This is a genomic window from Hyphomonas johnsonii MHS-2 (assembly GCF_000685275.1).
Lineage (GTDB): Bacteria > Pseudomonadota > Alphaproteobacteria > Caulobacterales > Hyphomonadaceae > Hyphomonas > Hyphomonas johnsonii.
Window position 1 is genome coordinate 108,177 of sequence record NZ_ARYK01000001.1, and the last position, 16,495, is coordinate 124,671.

13 protein-coding genes are annotated in these 16,495 nt (G+C 50.0%); 10 read left to right on the forward strand and 3 right to left on the reverse strand.

What is annotated here, in order from left to right; translation table 11 throughout:
* Nucleotides 1-193: 193 nt before the first annotated feature.
* Nucleotides 194-1,315, forward strand: coding sequence for an AAA family ATPase (locus HJO_RS00555; protein ID WP_035612467.1), 1,122 nt, complete (start codon nt 194-196; stop codon nt 1,313-1,315).
* A complete protein-coding gene (locus HJO_RS18030; RefSeq protein WP_084141287.1) occupies nt 1,312-3,534 on the forward strand; it encodes a S8 family peptidase in 2,223 nt (740 codons plus the stop codon). Before HJO_RS00555 ends, HJO_RS18030 begins: the two co-directional genes overlap by 4 nt.
* A 48-nt stretch (nt 3,535-3,582) precedes the next feature.
* On the opposite strand, the gene HJO_RS00560 is transcribed toward HJO_RS18030, so the two are convergent.
* Complete coding sequence (locus tag HJO_RS00560) at nt 3,583-4,704, reverse strand: DUF3800 domain-containing protein (RefSeq protein ID WP_035612469.1); 1,122 nt, start codon at nt 4,702-4,704, stop codon at nt 3,583-3,585.
* 243 nt (nt 4,705-4,947) lie between these two features.
* Between HJO_RS00560 and HJO_RS00570 the strand changes: the two genes are divergently transcribed.
* The 3 genes from HJO_RS00570 (at nt 4,948) to HJO_RS00575 (ending at nt 11,247) form a co-directional block, all read left to right on the forward strand.
* Nucleotides 4,948-8,865 (forward strand): tetratricopeptide repeat protein, encoded by a 3,918-nt coding sequence (locus HJO_RS00570; RefSeq protein WP_156945361.1) that lies wholly within the window; start codon nt 4,948-4,950, stop codon nt 8,863-8,865.
* A 465-nt stretch (nt 8,866-9,330) separates the two neighbouring features.
* Nucleotides 9,331-10,212 carry a hypothetical protein gene (locus HJO_RS18310; protein WP_156945362.1) on the forward strand — a complete coding sequence of 294 codons (882 nt, stop codon included), beginning with the start codon at nt 9,331-9,333 and terminating at the stop codon, nt 10,210-10,212.
* A gap of 186 nt (nt 10,213-10,398) precedes the next feature.
* Nucleotides 10,399-11,247, forward strand: coding sequence for a hypothetical protein (locus tag HJO_RS00575; RefSeq protein WP_156945363.1), 849 nt, complete (start codon nt 10,399-10,401; stop codon nt 11,245-11,247).
* On the opposite strand, the gene HJO_RS00580 is transcribed toward HJO_RS00575, so the two are convergent.
* Complete coding sequence (locus HJO_RS00580; RefSeq protein WP_035612476.1) at nt 11,244-11,723, reverse strand: hypothetical protein; 480 nt, start codon at nt 11,721-11,723, stop codon at nt 11,244-11,246. The two genes, HJO_RS00575 and HJO_RS00580, sit on opposite strands and share 4 nt — an antisense overlap.
* A gap of 274 nt (nt 11,724-11,997) precedes the next feature.
* On the opposite strand from HJO_RS00580, the gene HJO_RS00585 reads away from it, so the two are divergent.
* Nucleotides 11,998-12,555 carry a recombinase family protein gene (locus HJO_RS00585; protein WP_051617913.1) on the forward strand — a complete coding sequence of 186 codons (558 nt, stop codon included), beginning with the start codon at nt 11,998-12,000 and terminating at the stop codon, nt 12,553-12,555.
* Nucleotides 12,556-12,785: 230 nt separating this feature from the next.
* Here the strand turns inward: HJO_RS00585 and HJO_RS00590 are convergent, their stop codons facing one another.
* On the reverse strand, nt 12,786-13,622 hold the full coding sequence (locus HJO_RS00590) for a hypothetical protein (protein ID WP_156945364.1): 837 nt from the start codon (nt 13,620-13,622) through the stop codon (nt 12,786-12,788).
* Between the two features lie 188 nt (nt 13,623-13,810).
* Between HJO_RS00590 and HJO_RS00595 the strand changes: the two genes are divergently transcribed.
* The 4 genes from HJO_RS00595 (at nt 13,811) to HJO_RS00605 (ending at nt 16,492) form a co-directional block, all read left to right on the forward strand.
* On the forward strand, nt 13,811-14,236 hold the full coding sequence (locus HJO_RS00595) for a hypothetical protein (RefSeq protein ID WP_035612480.1): 426 nt from the start codon (nt 13,811-13,813) through the stop codon (nt 14,234-14,236).
* A 51-nt stretch (nt 14,237-14,287) separates the two neighbouring features.
* Nucleotides 14,288-14,665 (forward strand): hypothetical protein, encoded by a 378-nt coding sequence (locus HJO_RS00600; protein WP_206741785.1) that lies wholly within the window; start codon nt 14,288-14,290, stop codon nt 14,663-14,665.
* Between the two features lie 21 nt (nt 14,666-14,686).
* Complete coding sequence (locus HJO_RS18770) at nt 14,687-14,821, forward strand: hypothetical protein (protein ID WP_277813141.1); 135 nt, start codon at nt 14,687-14,689, stop codon at nt 14,819-14,821.
* 66 nt (nt 14,822-14,887) lie between these two features.
* Nucleotides 14,888-16,492 (forward strand): type IV secretory system conjugative DNA transfer family protein, encoded by a 1,605-nt coding sequence (locus HJO_RS00605; RefSeq protein ID WP_035612484.1) that lies wholly within the window; start codon nt 14,888-14,890, stop codon nt 16,490-16,492.
* The last annotated feature ends 3 nt before the right edge of the window (nt 16,493-16,495 follow it).

Here is a 16,495-nt window from a genome sequence, read left to right on the forward strand (position 1 = left end):
GGATGACCAAGCCCGCTAGCGGGCTTGGTTCACGAGAGCCCGGCCTGTAAGGAAGTACCGGAGATGGCGCATTGTTCTTCCAGTGTAAGTCGTTGTAAAATATTTAAAAAAATATCATTTGGAAGAATTTATAAAAATAATGGAATTTTCTTCCGCATTCGATTATGATGATTCTTTAAGAGAAAGACATTGAATGAGCAGTCCAGAAAACAAGCTTCAAAAAGACTTTTCCGACTTGGCGCGTGTGGCCCTCACCGGACGAACTCAAGATGTCCAGGTTTTGCTTCAGCGAGCGATTAAGAGGCATCGGGACCAACTCCCAGGCCTCACTGACAAGTTAATGGAATTGCTCCGCGAGTCGCCTACACGTTCCTCACCGCTTCGCAAGCAGGCAAGTCTTTCACTGCCTGTTGATGCAGACTCAAGACTGCATTTGATCCGAGTTGAAGATAATCCAGAACTGAGTCACGAGCCAGTTTACTCTGAAAAAATCCGGACGGTTCTTGATCGTGTGGTTGCAGAGCGACATCGTATTGAGGCACTTCTAAAGGCGGGCGTAGAACCTACGCGCACTGTCATTTTCACGGGACCACCCGGTGTCGGCAAGACGCTTACTGCCCGATGGTTGGCAATACAGCTAAAACGCCCACTTATCATATTAGATCTGGCTGCCGTGATGAGTAGCTATCTCGGCAGGACAGGGGGCAATCTCCGTCAGGTTCTGGACTTTGCCAAGAGTGTAGATTGCGTACTTCTGCTTGATGAGTTGGACGCCATTGCCAAACGCCGAGACGATAATAGTGAAGTGGGAGAGCTCAAGCGTCTTGTCACCGTGCTAATTCAGGAGATTGATGATTGGCCTGCAACAGGCCTACTGCTAGCGGCCACAAATCATGCCGAACTATTGGACCCCGCGATTTGGAGAAGGTTTGACGAGCGGGTTGAGTTCTCTCTTCCGAACAGTGAGGCCATCCAGAACTTTGTGATGGCGCAGCTATCTGAAGAGTCCGTCGATGCAAAGTTGTGGTCACGAATTCTATCTTTAAGCTTTAAAAAAAGCTCTTTTAGCGACGTAGAGCGAGCGTTGAAAAACGCGAGGCGTGGAGCAGCTCTCAACGGAGGCGATTTGCACAAGCATCTTCTCTCAGTTGTTAAGAGTGAAGGTTTGGATAAGGGCGAGCTCATAAGCCTCGCAACAGAGCTGGTGCACAGCAAGCTCATGACCCAGCGTTCTGCGCACGAATTAACAGGGGTCGCCAGAGACACAATTCGAGCACATATGCATGATCGTCAGAACAGCGAGGGCGCTCAATGACAAAACGCAATTTTTTATTGGGAAAAGGGGAAAGGCTTACTGAGGATGTCGTCGTAAAAGGCGGTGGCGGTCCCAAGGATCATCCGTATACCTTTGATGAGGCCGTGGCGCGATTGTCCCCTATGCTTGCTTCGACTGTGACGACCATAATGGACTTACCAGCAGTAGCCTGCCCCGAGAACAAGGCGATAGCCTCCCTAACAATCAATCCTGAGTATCTCGCAAAATCGTACTTCCCATCTGCGCTGCTAAGGTCACTTGGCGTGGAAGCTGTGGGTAGCAAGCAGAAAAAAATTACTCCTGAAAAGCGATCGCGCGAGAGGGCGCCAGAAGAAAAGCTCACCACTGAGCTATTTGTGATGGGCAAGCGTGAGGCCTTTCAGCGATGGAACGATAGTATTGCAAGCATGGATCCGGCCTCACAAGAGGCTCAGGAGTTACTAAGAATTGAAGAGATTTCTGCTCCGACGCCAAAAAGTAAGATCAAAGGCACTCTGCCGAGATCTGGTAAAGGCGTATTCGAAATAGTTCTTCATGCGGATGAATTATTCGGGGAACAAATCGTTCTTCCGGAACTCAGAGCATACCTCCAGAGTTTGGAGTTGGAGCCATCGCTTCAAAAGCGTTTTTATGCCGGAGGTTTAGGCTTTATCGAGCTGGACGCCCCCGCCGAACAGATTCTAGATATCGCAAAATTCAGCGCCTTGCGGGCTGTGCGTCAAATGCCAAGATTGCGAATGTTGCGCCCTCCGGTGAAATCAGCAAGCATTCCAGCGCCCGCGCCTGTGCTTCCGGCTGATCCTCCGGTTAATTTGAACATTAAGGCCGCTATTTTTGACGGCGGAATTCCTGACGACCATCCTTTGACGCACTGGGCCACGCCCATTGAAACTTCAGGGCTGGGAGATGAACATGCAGAGTTTGTCTCGCACGGGGTTGGAGTCACTTCAGCCTTTCTATTTGGCCATATTACGCCAGGTGCGGATCTTCCGCGTCCGTATTGCTATGTCGATCACTATCGCGTTCTTGATGCAGAGCCAGGCGCAGATCCACACGAGCTTTACGAAGTCCTTGAGAGAATAGATGCTGTTCTTAGCGCCGAAGAATATGACTTAGTAAACTTAAGCTTAGGCCCATCGGTTCCTATCGAAGATGATGAAGTTCACGCTTGGACCGCTGTATTGGATGATCGGTTTGGTAAATCAGATACGCTTGCGGGTATTGCGGTTGGCAATGACGGTGAGGGCGACGCTGATTTAGGACTAAACCGCGTACAGGTTCCTTCAGACTGTATAAATGCGCTTGCTATTGGGGCATGTGACAGTCGTGAAAGTTCATGGAAGCGTGCAAGTTACAGTTCAGTTGGACCGGGGCGAAGCCCTGGCATAGTGAAGCCAGATTTGGTCGATTTTGGCGGGGCTTTGGATCGCCCCTTCCTAACTCTTGGTATCAGTTCCACACCTTCTCTAGAGTCAACAGGGGGAACATCTTTTGCTACTCCAAGTGCATTGAGAGCGGCAGCAGGAATTCTCGCCCATTTTGAGACTAACATTAGCCCTTTATCGGCGAGGGCGCTTCTGGTTCATGGCGCGGAATGTGATGAGCATGATCGAAAGGAAGTTGGATGGGGAAGAATTCCACAATCCTTAGATGATATAGTGATCTGCGACGACGATACAGTGAGGATTGTCTATCAGGGCTCAATTTCGCCTGCGAAGTATCAGCGCGTGTTTGTGCCGATGCCGGATGGACTGATATCAGGCAAGGTCGCCATTACAGCAACGATTTGTTACAAGTCTCGTACAGACCCGCATCATCCTGGAAATTACACTCAAGCAGGACTAGACGTTTCTTTTCGTCCACATGATCAGAAGTTCTCAAGAGCGGGCCAGCTGCATCCTGACACGAAGTCGTTTTTCGGTAAGAACAGTGCTGGCTTGTTTGAAGATGAGCAGCGTCGTGATGCATGGAAGTGGGAAAACTGCTTGCACGACAGTCACACGTATATGGGCAAATCATTGAAAAACCCGTGCTTCGATATCCACTACAACTCACGCCTAGAAGGGCGCGATTTTAGGCCGGATGTTTCATTGCCGTATTCAATGATTATTTCGGTCAGAGCTAAAAGTATAGACGACTTATATGACCAAGTTGTGCGTAAATATGCTACCCGCCTTGAACCGATAAGGCCGAGTATCGAAATACCAATCAGAACCTAGTGCGTACGGTCAATTTCAGTTTAGTACCTGAGCCGAGGTGTGGGAGAGCTAGATCGACCGATTTTCTGAGAGTCGAAGAAACAGGTTCATCTTGTCCACATCATTTATGCTGGCGACGTGGTTGAGGAATGCAATATTGACCTTGTGTGAGGTATTGATTAGAGCGCGTAATAGTTCCGTATTCTGCAAGCTCGTCCCGCTCAGCGCGCTCCTGTCTGCAGTGATGTTGTCATGAGTGGTCTGCGCAAAATAGGTATGCATCTTTCCAATTAAACCGACCATGATGTCGGAAATCTGAATCCCTTCCTCGGACTTGGAATCCGCAAATCTGTAGTTTTGCAATGGTTGTCCATTGGATGAAGGCTTTATCGTCTTCATTTCATCCCGAATGGAATCCTCCATATCGAGGATGTGGTTGGAATTTTTAAACACAGCGATACGCGTCAGATAGAAGATGGTGAAGTTTTCGATCAAGAGATGTGGTGTGAACCCTTCTATGAAATCGAGGCTCTGAAGGTTGCATCCAGCCTGCAGCATGCCTTTGAGCATCATTGTGTTGAATTCAGGTAGAACTTCTTCGCTACGCCCCAGCAAAGCGAGGAGCTCTTCGAGAAACTGCTTTCGATTCTCCGGCGCAACATCTGGATAGTGATACTTATAGAGAATGTTTATTGTTGCAGGGAGGTTTGCTCGTAGCAGCGTGGTCAGGTCAGCCTTTAGCACGATGTGTAGTTCAGTCAGGCGTGGTTGACCCAGTCTGTAAAGGATCGAGTCTATGATATCGACAAGTGACCAATATAGCGGGTCAAGTGCATGATAGTGGACCATTAGGCCATTATCGGTGACCCATTGCAGAAACATGGTCAGCTTGTCGGACTTGAGTAGGTCCAAAAACTCACCCTTGGCAACATGCTTGAGTTTGATTTCATCCGCACTCTTCTGGATGCGCATTGCATCACGCAATGGCTGAATATCAAGCGGGCGTGGTCCGCTGTCATGGACTACACCTCCTAAAACGAAGACGGCGAGCTCTGCAACGTTTAGGCCCTGAAGTCCAAGGCGGAGCTTTTTGATGTTGTTTGTTTCGTCGTGATAAAAGGTATAGGCCGCATCGGCCTTTGTCAGTCCATGCATAGCTATGTGTGCATTTCGAATTTCACCAATGTCCATCAAAGGCAACCCCACAAGTATTGTATTTAGAAGGCTGCACTATAAACCAAAGGTAGCTCATACATTTTTCAATATTTGAACGCTTGTGGCGTGCAGAAGCGGCCACCTTAACACCCTTTCTGTTGATAAGTCTGTAGATTTAGAGAAGAACTACTGCCTTACCCCTATATAATGTTCTCCAGAAAATACTCATGCGAATCGGGTGATTGTTTCACCCCTAACGAAAGCGCCCTTGTCAATTTCATGTCCCAACTTTCTGCCACACAGATCCCAAAACCTTCGGATGATCAGGCATTTGAACGAGCATGTTTGGTGCTCTTTCGGAACGTCCTCAACGACCCCTCCGCTAAGCTGTACGGACGGAAAGGCACTTCGCAATATGGGGTCGATATTGCAGGCATTAGAGATGGCGATAACCACTGCGTGGTCGGCATACAATGTAAACTTAAGGGACCAGGCAAGGAACTCGACGAAAAAAAAGATATCCGAGACCAGGTTGCCATGGCACGAAAGTTCAGGCCTCTGCTGTCTGAGTATCTGATTGTCACTAGCGCTCCTGATCATCCGTCGTATGATACTTTAGGGCTTGAGCTATCTCAGTCAGAGAGCGAAGGCAGGTCCAAACCGATTAAGATACGCATACTCGGTTGGGAGTCTCTCGAAAGAGAGGTTAGGGAACACCCCGAAGCACTGAAAGCATTCGATCCGTCTCACACGCCTCATGGCGATCAAATGATCAGCATGATGACTGAGTTGTCAGCGGCAATCACGGCTGACATTCGTTCAAATCCGGAAATCCACACCTCCGACCAAGCAGCCCGCTTTGAAGTAGATACAGGCGTTGTTGGCATGGAAGCACAAGGTGTAGCTGCCGTTATCAATCAGCAAATTTCTGACTATGCCGACCTAATTTCGACAGACCCTAAAAGCGCCTTGAAGCTACTAAGCTCGGTTCGGGATAAGCTGGATGATGGAGCCACACAAACTCTCCGATATCGAGTGGTTGCAAATATAGCAGCCTGCTATCTTGAGCTTGGTGAAGAAGCCAATGCCGCAGAGCGCCTCATCAACGCCTACGACATTGACCCCGAAAATCCCAAGGCATCAGCCAACAAGGCCTTGGGACTGCTTCTGCAAAATGAAACCGCCAAGCTAATCTCATTCGCAGAGGCAAAGTTAACATCTCAATCTGAAAATGCGTCCTTGGCAGGATATCTCATTCAGGCGCGCATTGGTACAGAGTGTCTCGACCCGCTGGAAGCTATTCCCGAAGCGCTACGTGAGCATGCAGAGGTCCAGCTTGCTTGTGTCCGATACTACATGGAGGCAGGGGCAGAGGGTGAATGGTGGCCGCATGCAATGCAGGCCTACAAAGACCACCAAGATGTGCCAGGAGTATCTGAATTCTACGCGGCTGCCCTTCTGGAAAGAACAATTACCGCAACTGGATATAGATACGGATACATCCTCACGGACGAGCAGGAAGGTGACCTTAGGGAAGCAATTCAAATTCTTTCTCGTCAATGGAGCGAAATAAAAGATCCAAAGACACACACGCGGGGGGAGCCCATCGCTACACCACTCAACTTGATGGTGGCGCATCGACTGTTGGGCGAGCATGAACCGGCGCTTCAAATTGGACAGGACGCTTTGCATCTTTTCCCTGATAGCGAAGATGTTAAGGAACGTCTGGCAGCGGCCTATATGGATGCGGGAAAGAGATCGGACGCAGCCGAACTTACAGCCAGCCTCACAGTCACCCCAGCAATTTTCATGGTTCGCTTTACTGCCGCGATGGAGATGCAGGACTGGAAAACCGTAAACGAACTATATGAAGCACATCTCGACAAGTGTCCCCTTGCGGAGAAAAGTATTGTATCCGCAGGCCACCTTATCAGCAGTATGAGCGGGGAGGCGTCAGGTCAAATTGAAGTCAAGTTGACCGAAGCACTGAAAGAATTCGAATCAAGCCCGCGCGCCTGCATCGCCCTAAGTCAATTTGCAGGAGCCAACTCACTCAATGAGCGTGCGGATCAATTCTTTAATCTGGCGAAGAAATGTATCAGCGAACCATCCCCCAGTTTCGCGGCACGGATGATGTTTGCGCAGGAGGCAATCAATAGAGGCGACAACATAGCCGCAGCGAGTGCGCTTTATGGATATGTTGACACTTCGAGAGATTCTTCTGAATTGCGGACTCTGGCACATGCGTTAGCAAATGAGTTTCCGGTCAGACAACGAAGCCGAGACTTCTTTCAGAAGCTGCCGGATGAAATATCATCCACACCTTCATATCAGGTATTCGAAGCATTCAGCCTAATCAATGCAGGGCAGCTTAAAGAGGCTATCCCTCTTTTGGAGAGCGCATTTTCTTCTGAGCGGAAGCTAAGCACGCTAATATACCTTTTTAACGCGTTTATGAGGATTGATGACCGCAAAAGTATCAAAGACTATCTCGACCAAGATGGAATTGATGATCTCGAAGGCCCTCCGATTCACCGGATAACTCTTAGTCAGATTCTCTTGGAATTTTTCGAATGGGACCGGGCGATCTCTATTGGTTACGATACCGTTTGCGCCGCCACCAATATGCCTAATGTGGTAATGAAATTCTGTGGCCTTGTGCTAAAGCCAACCGCGAACAGGCCAATCGATTTCGACGGACGCGTTGCACCGAAATGCTGGGTGAAATTGCGCAGCGAGCAAGGCGATAGATACGAATGTATTATAGATGAAGAAGCTGACCGCGCCTGGGGCAGTGCGGCGAGTTCATCCAACACGTTTGTACAGCGTATGCTGGGTCTTTCAGATGGAGATTCCTTCAAAGAAGATGCTGTCTTTGGGATAACGAAAACTTGGACTGTTGAGGAAGTAAAGCCGCGCTGGTTACAGGCATTTCATTATCTCAGCGCCAGCTTTTCTCAGAGATTTCCCGGCGTGCCCGGCTTTGTCTCTTTCACCATGAAAGACGACGACATTCAGCCGGCGCTAGACCAAGTCAAACGGCAAGGCGAAGCTACACGAGAATACGCAAACCTCTATTTAAGAGATGGCGTTCCTGCGGCTATCGTTGCGGGCCGTCGCGTAGGCGGAGCGATAGCGTTTGCGGACTACCTGCCGATAATTGGTGAGAACTTGCGGACCTGCTTGGGAAGTCATCAGGAACGCCATGAAGCCTTCGAGACGATACGAGAAATTCAAAACAAAGGAGTTATTGTCGATGCGCTTACGGCATGGCGTGCGGCCGAGCTGAAGGTGTTTCCCGCACTAAAGGCTGTATTAGGACCAATATACTTGCCTCAATTCGAGCTTGAAACCTTAAAAGAAATTCTTGAAGACCAAATGATGGATAGAGAAGGCAGCTCGCTATCCATGAGCTATGAGAACGGCCAGTACTTCCGAAGAATGACAACGCCAAAAGAGCGGAAGGAAACACTCAAAATTCATCAAGAGCGCTTGGCCGAGATTCAAATACATTGCCAAACTGAAGCAGTCGTCCTTCCCACAGAGATGAATGAGGTATTAGAACAACTGGCAAATGCCGAACTGGCAAAAGATATATCGCCCGTGCTGATTCCTATTGATGAGCGAGCGCTCTTATCGGACGATATGCGGCTACGCGAGTGGGCATTTGCCGCATGTGGTCGTAAAGGACTGTGGTTGCAGACTGCGTTGATGGTAGCGCTGGATGACGGCCATATCACCCTGGACGAGTATAGCGACGCTATAGTGCTTCTTGCCGCTCATAGACATGATTATGTATCGGTCGGAGCGGAGGCCATGCTAAGCGTGGTTACACGGGGGAATAGCGATCACCTCTATGAGCTTCTGGCTCTGTGCCAGTTTGTTGGATCAAAGAATGCTGAATTCAGATCGCACCTAAAGTTAGTCGCTGAGTTCATAAATAGGCTCTGGAAAATCAGCACCCTTCCAGATCTGACGGTTATGAAGGCTACGAGTATTGCGCTTCGCGCACTCCTGACAAAGCATCGAGAGAAAGAGTGGGCGCTATGGGCAGCCGGATTGGCTGTGATTTTGGATGCTCAGCCCAAGGGATATTTTCAGTCTTGGCTCAGAGGGCACTTCCTTAGCGTCGAGGAGGTGAACGACGAGATCGGAAAATTTTCGGAGGCTCCAAAAAAAGGACGTAAGCGAAAATAGAGACGCCTACACAACTTCGAAAGTTAGGTAGAGTAAGACTTAAACGGCATCCAATCCGCGCAGGGTTGGTCACACTGAGGGTGTCACGCTGAAGGCGTCTCCATGAAATGGTCTGGGGTCTTGGGGGCAGGAACGCCGCCTAAGTCGATGGGGTGCAGGGGAGAGCGAAGTCTCCCTTGCGAGTGGTGGAACGGCGATACGTTTTGATGGCTCTGGATGGGTTGCCCAGGAAGAGCCAGGGCCGGAGGGATGCAACGGGAGCGCGCAGCGGGCTCCCTTGCCAAGGTTGCTGGTATTACCAGCATACACCTTGCGCTTCTCACTATGGCCACCACGCTGACCAATCTTGAAATTTGAACTCTCCAGCCTGACCCACTCACTGACCTTCTTTTGCATCTGCTACGCCGATAACGTCGATATCATTTTGATCTAGAATTTCGCCTAAATACATTCGTATACTGGACTATGATCGATGAACTAAAATCTGAACTCGACCGCACTGGTCTCACACTTCGTAAGCTCGCTCTTCACATTGTTGAAACTGATCGATCCAAACTGTCGCCTGAAACTCTCAACTCCATGCTTGCTGAATGCCCACTTCATAGCATTACCGATCAATCTGCTGATCTCGTCGAGATTCTTCGAAGCCATCCCGACACGCCAGCGCCTTCTGATAATCGTCGCGCTAAACGTGATACCATTAGACGTTCCGTCATCAGCGCAGAAATGAGCGCCCAACTTGATCACGAACTCACTCGAACCGCAGCCTCTGTCAGCGTGTTAGCTCGTCGTCTTTTTCCGAGCATGGATTCAACAAAGGTCGCTCAATCAATCTATCTTGCTAGAAAAGGCATCCTCACCACGCTGCCTGCGAATGTATGGAGCCCATTGATAGAGCATCTGCAGTCATTGCCCTCTCCTGGATCGACACTTCCTATATCTGAATCTGGCGGCGAGATGGTGCTGCCCACGGCAGAGAGCTATCCTAAAAAGGCTACGCGGTTATCTTCGGTCGACGATAGCGCTGCTGCCCCCGATCTGGAGCTCGCGCAAATCCTGCCGCCGGCTCCGCGCCCAAACATGATTGGCTGCTCGCTTTCGGATAGGCCCAAGCGCGCTGGATACGTGGTTATTGATGAGCAGCTTTATCAAGCGCTACACGATCAGCGCCGCCGCACTCTCGTTTCACCCAGACGTCTACTGGCCGCTGCTGATAAGGCTCCTGCGGGCTTAAAAACGCATCTCGTAAAAAGCTGGTTCTCCGGCCAAACACGATGCGCAGAAGGGCATTACCTTGAGTGGGTTTTTCAGCGCTATCGCGCTCTTCCAAGCGCCCTCAAAAAGTAGATACAATTTTACTAAAGTTGTATCGAAACTTTACATATTCCTAAAAATTTATCCCTATACTGATGAGGTGTGTGAATTCGTGCAATGCGCGGAAATTCATTTGAATCAAAGACAATAAAACTGGGCGCGAAGCGCTCAACGCCAAGAGCCCGAGAAGAGGCAAGGCATAAGGGAAGTGTGTGTGGGATGGCATCGCCAGAAAGCAAATTAGCAGAATTCAGAGAAATGGGCTTGGCCATGGCCGCGCCGATTATGAGCGCGATGCTTCCAGGTGGGAAACCTATTGAGGCTCTAGCAAATGTATTTTCTGTTGCTCATGGACAGGCGGAACAATCAATTCAAACCAGTCTTGTGCGGCAGGTCTGGGCGGGGGTGATCGATCCTTCACAGCTCAGTATACGTGTTAATGGCGCGGATGCGGCAGCCCTCATGGCGCAAGTTCAAGCCTCGGAAGCGAAGCGTGCGTCTGAAAACCATATGTTCTTAATCACGTTAAGCCAGTTGAACGATGCAATTGATGAAATGGAAGCTCGGGCTGATGAAATGGAAAGAAGCTTTGTCGAGAAATACGGGGAGAGTTGGCGTGAAGATCTTGCTCTCAAAATTCTTGATGAAGATGAAATCCCTCAACGCATGGACGGCGAGAGCCTCGCTGATTATCGTGAACGTGTCGAGCAGGCTCTTATCGAGGAAATGATCGATGAAAATGGCGAGATTAAAGATCAGTACAAAAATGATCCTGAGCTAAAAGATCGCGCTGAGTGGGCGAAGACGCGTTGGGATACAAGACAGGCGAAACTTAAAGCAGAAGGCTTGGAGGCAACATATAATGATCCAAACGCTACTGACGTTGAGCGTCAAGAGGCGCTAGAAGACGCTTCTCAGGCGGGGGTGAGGCTTGCTAAGCATAATGCCGCAGATGAAGACATTGCGGCAGAAATGGACGCTGAAATGGATAAAAGGCTAGATGAAGTCAGTTCGACAAAGGAAGTGGCTGTTGAAAACAGCTTCCTCTCCATGACGGGCCAGTCCTAATTAAGGGTGTCGTAGTCGTTGCTAGCTGTTTGAAACAGCGCGCCGTCAGTTTTGAGGTAATTCGTCGCTTTTTGTGTTTTGGCGATTATGTCTCCCATTGAAATTGGAGCATCATAAACATCCTGATAATAAAGAGCGAATGAGTTTGCCGGAGTATCGTTTTGCTCGAAGAAAAACTCAATATTACCTACGCCGCCACTGTTCGCCACGTTAGTTAGACCAACTCTTAGTTGCTCAGGCGTGAGGTCGGTTTCAGTTCCCATGTAAACCGCAATGCCAATCCCATCAGGATTGCTCGCATTCCACTCGGTTGCCGCATCATCTGCGTTCTCAACATAACTAATAGTCGTAGCGGCCACCGTTGTTGCTGCCGCAACGGGCGCAGGTTTAGGAGCATCTTCCGCATACGCCGCGCTCGCAAAGGGCAGTGAGCCTGTGGTCAGCGCTAATAATCCTGCTTTTACTGTGTTCTTCATAGCAAATAGCCTCAAAATCGATCGGGATACTGCGCTGTAATCATTCGCAAATTCTGGTCAAAAAGGACCCTTTTTGTTGCAAAGCAATTATCTTTTGTGTTACGTTCCGTATTGAATAAGAAGCCGTTGTTTTTACTCGGCTTTGTAACAAGTGCGGGTCGTTGCGAATCGTAACCGTGCAAATTCAACAAAAACGGTCGTTTTTTGGGTGTGTCGCCAGCGTTGCTTTGGTGGCCGCTGGCGTCATTTCAACTCACTTGAAAGGACACCGACCATGGCAAAGACCTATGGCTATTACCGCGTAAGCACACATGACCAGAACCCCGAGCTACAAATCTCCGCGTTGAGGGCGGCGGGATGCCACCCAGTTATCAGAGACGTGGGAGTTTCAGGCGCGAAAGCGTCACGGCCCGCATTCGATCAGATCATGAACAGGATAACCGATGGCGATAAGCTGATCGTCTGGCGATTGGATCGCATGGGACGGTCCTTGCGAAACTTGGTTGAGGTGAATGAAACGCTGATTGAGCGCGGAGCGAAATTCGAGTCCCTTACTGAGAAGCTCGACACCTCAACCCCGATGGGGGAGTTTGTGTTTCACATCCTGGCCGCAGTCGCGCAGCTTGAGAGACAGATCATTCGCGAGCGTACGCTGGCGGGCATGGCTGTGGCTGCTGCGAAAGGACGATTTCCAGGTCGTCCTCGGAAAAGAAGCAACGAGTCCCCTATTCAAAGAGGAAAAAAATTGAATAGAAACATCCGTATACTGTATAATAATGTATATGTGGGACAAGAAAGAAATAAAGAAGTGGAATCGTCATTTTGCAAATGACCCGATGTGGGCCGTTGAGGTTCACCTTAAGTTTTTAGATGAGCAGCGGAGGTGCGGAAGCCGAGACATTGGATTTCAAGAGCTTGCTATCGCTGCAAAGTTTGACATTAACCCTTTTGAAGACATGTCTTTCGACAGGCTGGACCCTGTGAAGATATTTTTCGAGTTTCTTCCAAAAAAGTATCACAATGACTACGCGAAAGTAGACGTCGGGAATAAAATTGATGAACTCAAACGGCTTTACCAGGGTGGTCACCCCGCACCAGATCATCGTACGTCCGGTCCCACATAAGCATGAGCATAAGCACCAAAAGTGATTGGGTTAGCATCTCTGAGAAAAATGCATCTTGCTCCACTTGATTTTGATCGTCGAGGAAGAAGGTTTGGTTTGGCATGCCAACTTTACCGCGCATCTGATTGAGCCCGTACTGCCAAGCAAAATGTAATGCGATGTGCGGGTCCAAAGCTTTGCGATTGTATCCTCGAAAACGCTTATAACGGTCTCTCATTTTTCTAATAAGCATTGGATTGGTAGCTTTCTCGAAATCTCCAAAACCTAAAACCCTCATCACCGCGTATGGAACCTGATCAGATGACAGCATGTCAATGATTAGGCCCCAATTCTCCTTAAAATCTTCGATGGGACGCAAGGCGCACTCCCTCTCGAATTGTCGGATTTCAGTTGCCGACATCCCTTCGGTTATTCTTTTATAACGAGTATTTTCTCTATGCCCGTCAAAGGCGGATTCTACGTTGTCGAACAATCCAGAATCTCTCTGATCAACATAGGCCGCAGCGATAATGAACTCTGCAAGGTTGTTGATAATATTGTGGGCGCTCTGTCGGTTCAGTGACTCTCCTTCTTCTGCTTCAAAATTAAAGGGAGGAATAATACTCCGAATTTCATCCAATGCACGATCTGCGGCACCACTCTGGTTCAATACAAGATTTGGAATTGATGACACCGTCGCTCCTGAAAGCCAGTAGTAGACTGTTTTCAAATACAGCCTTTCCGATGATCGAGAGTTCTTTCTAAATCTATTTTTTTGTTTGTGCTTCTTAGCCATCTCGCGAAATTTCTGATGCTTGGGGGGGAATCTTCTATACAAGCTCTAACATCGTAGCGTGACAGCTTTTCCGCAAGTCTGTTAGATCAACCTCACCAAACGCGAATAACGAATTAGCATTTAAAAACAGAGCGCTAGCTTCTGTTCGCGGGAGAGTTTTGTTTAACGGTTGTCCAAGGAGCTGAGCCATGGAATTTTGTCGCGAATGTCTTATTGCTGCGTACTGCAAGCGTCTTGTGACACCAATTTTTGTGGACGATGAACTCAAGCGCCCGTTCTTTCAGTCCGACTTAAAGGCCTTCTTGGTGCGCTACACTTACACGCATGGTTTGCCACCTAGCGAGTGGCACGAGCACCTTGTTGATTTGAACCGCGATTATCGTGGCTGGTACAAAAGCGGGGATGGACGAGAAGTGCTTCTTAGATTGAGCGTCTTCGAAATCCCTCACATCCGGGAATGGTTTCGTGACTACATCCAAATCGTTCCGAACGGTGTTGAAACGCGCTTGCGCGGCGAAAGCAAGGAAAGGGTTCGAGTTCTCGCGACTATCATGCGGGCCTATTATCCTGAAGAAGCGATGATGTGGGGCGTCCGTGCGGCGAACGATAATTAGAGCTCAGACATCCGTATCGGAATTATTGAAGCGCTTCGGCGCTTCTTTTTCTTGGCTATCGCCCTAAGCGTCACCCAGAGCGCTGTATTCCTGATTTTGAGCCAAGGGGCTCAACACAAGAAAGGGGGTGCAATGCTCGCCAATCAAAAACACAAAGCAGCGGGACAGTCGATCTTCATGTCGTCTGTAACCGGACTGGCCAACACTCTGGCGGTAGTGACAACATTCATTGGAGCGCCGCCGCTCTATGGCCGGACCGTTGGCTGGGTGCAGGGTTTCACAGCCAACAACTATGGCAGCGGGTTTGAAGATATCACAGCTTTCACATGGGGCGTTGTCTGCGCCTGTCTCGTCTTCTTCATCTCGCGCGCTTCAATCTCAACTGCATTGGTCATGGGCGGTCTCGCTCTGGCTACGCGCATTTTTTAACCCAAAGAAAGGAGCCTAAACATGGCTAAGTATACATCTCAAAAAGTTGGTGAACTCCACCGCATCACCAAAAAGAAGTCGAACATCGGCGAAACGATTGCCGGCATCGCTGCTGTGATCTTTGTCATCATGATTATCGGTGCAATCGCTGGATAATCTTCAACTTTAACATTGCGGGGCTGAGGCGCAGAGGCGGCTTAGCCCCCTTTTTTTGAGGTTCATATGAAACTGAGGGATAACGAAACCCATCGCTTCGGCTCGGCGGAGTTCTGCGATAAGCGCGATTTAAACCTCGCAGGCATGCTTAAACAGCGCCCACACTCGCTTCTAGTTGGATTTAACGGCAAGCGGCCCGTCTTCTACGGTGACGCTGGCGGCCTGCTTCTTATTGGTGGAGCGCGAGGCGGAAAGCTGAAAGACTTGCTCTCCTATAATCTGTGCGCAGGCATCCATAGCCCTTCGATGCTTGTGCTGGATATGAAGGGCGAACTGGCGGCTATCAGCCAGGATCAAACACTCGACAAAAAACACTGCGTTTACTGGAATCCGGCAGCCCTCCATGGCTTGCCTCAACACCGCATCAATCCTGTTGATTATGTGCGGATTGATAGCCCCAGCTTGATCTCAGATGTCAAAGTGCTGGCGCATAATCTCATCCCGCCATCAGGCAGGCATAACGGGGATTATTTCGAAGCGCGGGCGCGAGAGTTTCTCGAAGGGATCATTCTGACGCTTGTGCGGTTGCACGGTGTTTTGACGCTCGCGCTTTTGTACGAAGCCGTGAACCTCATTCCTGGCGGCGGGGAAGCGTGGCTCAATTTTGCGTTCGAGATGAACCAGTCCGGCTTCGCTGTCTCAGCGCGCATCGAAGAGGAAATTGCCGCCTCCCGCGACGGTCATTCCGGCTCGGGCTTTCAAGGCATTCTGGGGGAGGTGTTCAAAGCTTTGTCGCCGCTTTCAGATCCGACGCTGATGGCAGCGGTGTCGCCGCCCTTTGATTTCTCCATGGAGCAAATGTGTGCAGATCAGGCAGTTCAGCTTTACATCATGCCGCCTGCTGAATTCATTGAGCCCTGGGCTCCCGTGATCAAGGCGCTGTTTGTGGCGGGGATGATCTACAAGGCGCGAAAAGCCCAAGCGCCGCAGCAAACATGGATTCTCGATGAGTGCGCGCAGCTCGGCGGGTTTCCGCTCGTCGAGAAACTCTTCACCTATGGGGCCGGGATCGGGATACGTCCGTGGGCGGTGTTCCAGTCGGTTTTCCAGATGGAGCGGATTGGCAAGGGCGCGCAAAACATCATCACCTCAAGTGCGCAGCTGAGGAGCTATTTTGCCATTCGCGATATTGAGACGGCGCAAAGCGTCTCTCGGATGCTTGGCGCGCAGACGCTCGAATGCGATGATGAATTGATGCAGCAACGGGCGCGCCACGCCAGGCATCAGGCGATGCAATCCATGATGAGCGGCGGCGATCCGCTGATGGCGGGGATGAGCATTGCCCACCATGGGCGCGAAGCGCAGCAAAGAAGCAAACAGCACCGCCAGCTTCGCACGCCCGAGGAAGTGCTAAATACCCCCAAGGACCAGCAATACATCTTCACCGACGCTTTGCCTAAGCCGCTATTGGCCGAGCGAAAGCCTTATTACGAGCAGTCCTTCATGGCGGGTCGCTATCATCCGAACCCCTATCACCCGCCGGAGGGCCGCGTGCGTGTTAAGACGCGCTGGGGGCGTGCTTGGCGAGCGGTTGTTCGAGAGCCAGTGCCAGCGGCCTTCGCCGACTACCCGCAATATGCGGATGGTTGGTGGTCCCGCATCGCGCCTTAGACG

What these genes read in the sequence shown, in the direction of transcription:
- HJO_RS00585 (WP_051617913.1), top strand. Translation starts at nt 11,998, where the DNA reads ATGGCAAAGACCTATGGCTATTACCGCGTAAGCACACATGACCAGAAC.
- HJO_RS00580 (WP_035612476.1), bottom strand. Translation starts at nt 11,723, where the DNA reads ATGAAGAACACAGTAAAAGCAGGATTATTAGCGCTGACCACAGGCTCA.
- HJO_RS00560 (WP_035612469.1), bottom strand. Translation starts at nt 4,704, where the DNA reads ATGGACATTGGTGAAATTCGAAATGCACACATAGCTATGCATGGACTG.
- HJO_RS00595 (WP_035612480.1), top strand. Translation starts at nt 13,811, where the DNA reads ATGGAATTTTGTCGCGAATGTCTTATTGCTGCGTACTGCAAGCGTCTT.
- HJO_RS18030 (WP_084141287.1), top strand. Translation starts at nt 1,312, where the DNA reads ATGACAAAACGCAATTTTTTATTGGGAAAAGGGGAAAGGCTTACTGAG.
- HJO_RS00605 (WP_035612484.1), top strand. Translation starts at nt 14,888, where the DNA reads ATGAAACTGAGGGATAACGAAACCCATCGCTTCGGCTCGGCGGAGTTC.
- HJO_RS00590 (WP_156945364.1), bottom strand. Translation starts at nt 13,622, where the DNA reads ATGGCTAAGAAGCACAAACAAAAAAATAGATTTAGAAAGAACTCTCGA.
- HJO_RS00555 (WP_035612467.1), top strand. Translation starts at nt 194, where the DNA reads ATGAGCAGTCCAGAAAACAAGCTTCAAAAAGACTTTTCCGACTTGGCG.
- HJO_RS18770 (WP_277813141.1), top strand. Translation starts at nt 14,687, where the DNA reads ATGGCTAAGTATACATCTCAAAAAGTTGGTGAACTCCACCGCATCACC.
- HJO_RS00575 (WP_156945363.1), top strand. Translation starts at nt 10,399, where the DNA reads ATGGCATCGCCAGAAAGCAAATTAGCAGAATTCAGAGAAATGGGCTTG.
- HJO_RS18310 (WP_156945362.1), top strand. Translation starts at nt 9,331, where the DNA reads ATGATCGATGAACTAAAATCTGAACTCGACCGCACTGGTCTCACACTT.
- HJO_RS00570 (WP_156945361.1), top strand. Translation starts at nt 4,948, where the DNA reads ATGTCCCAACTTTCTGCCACACAGATCCCAAAACCTTCGGATGATCAG.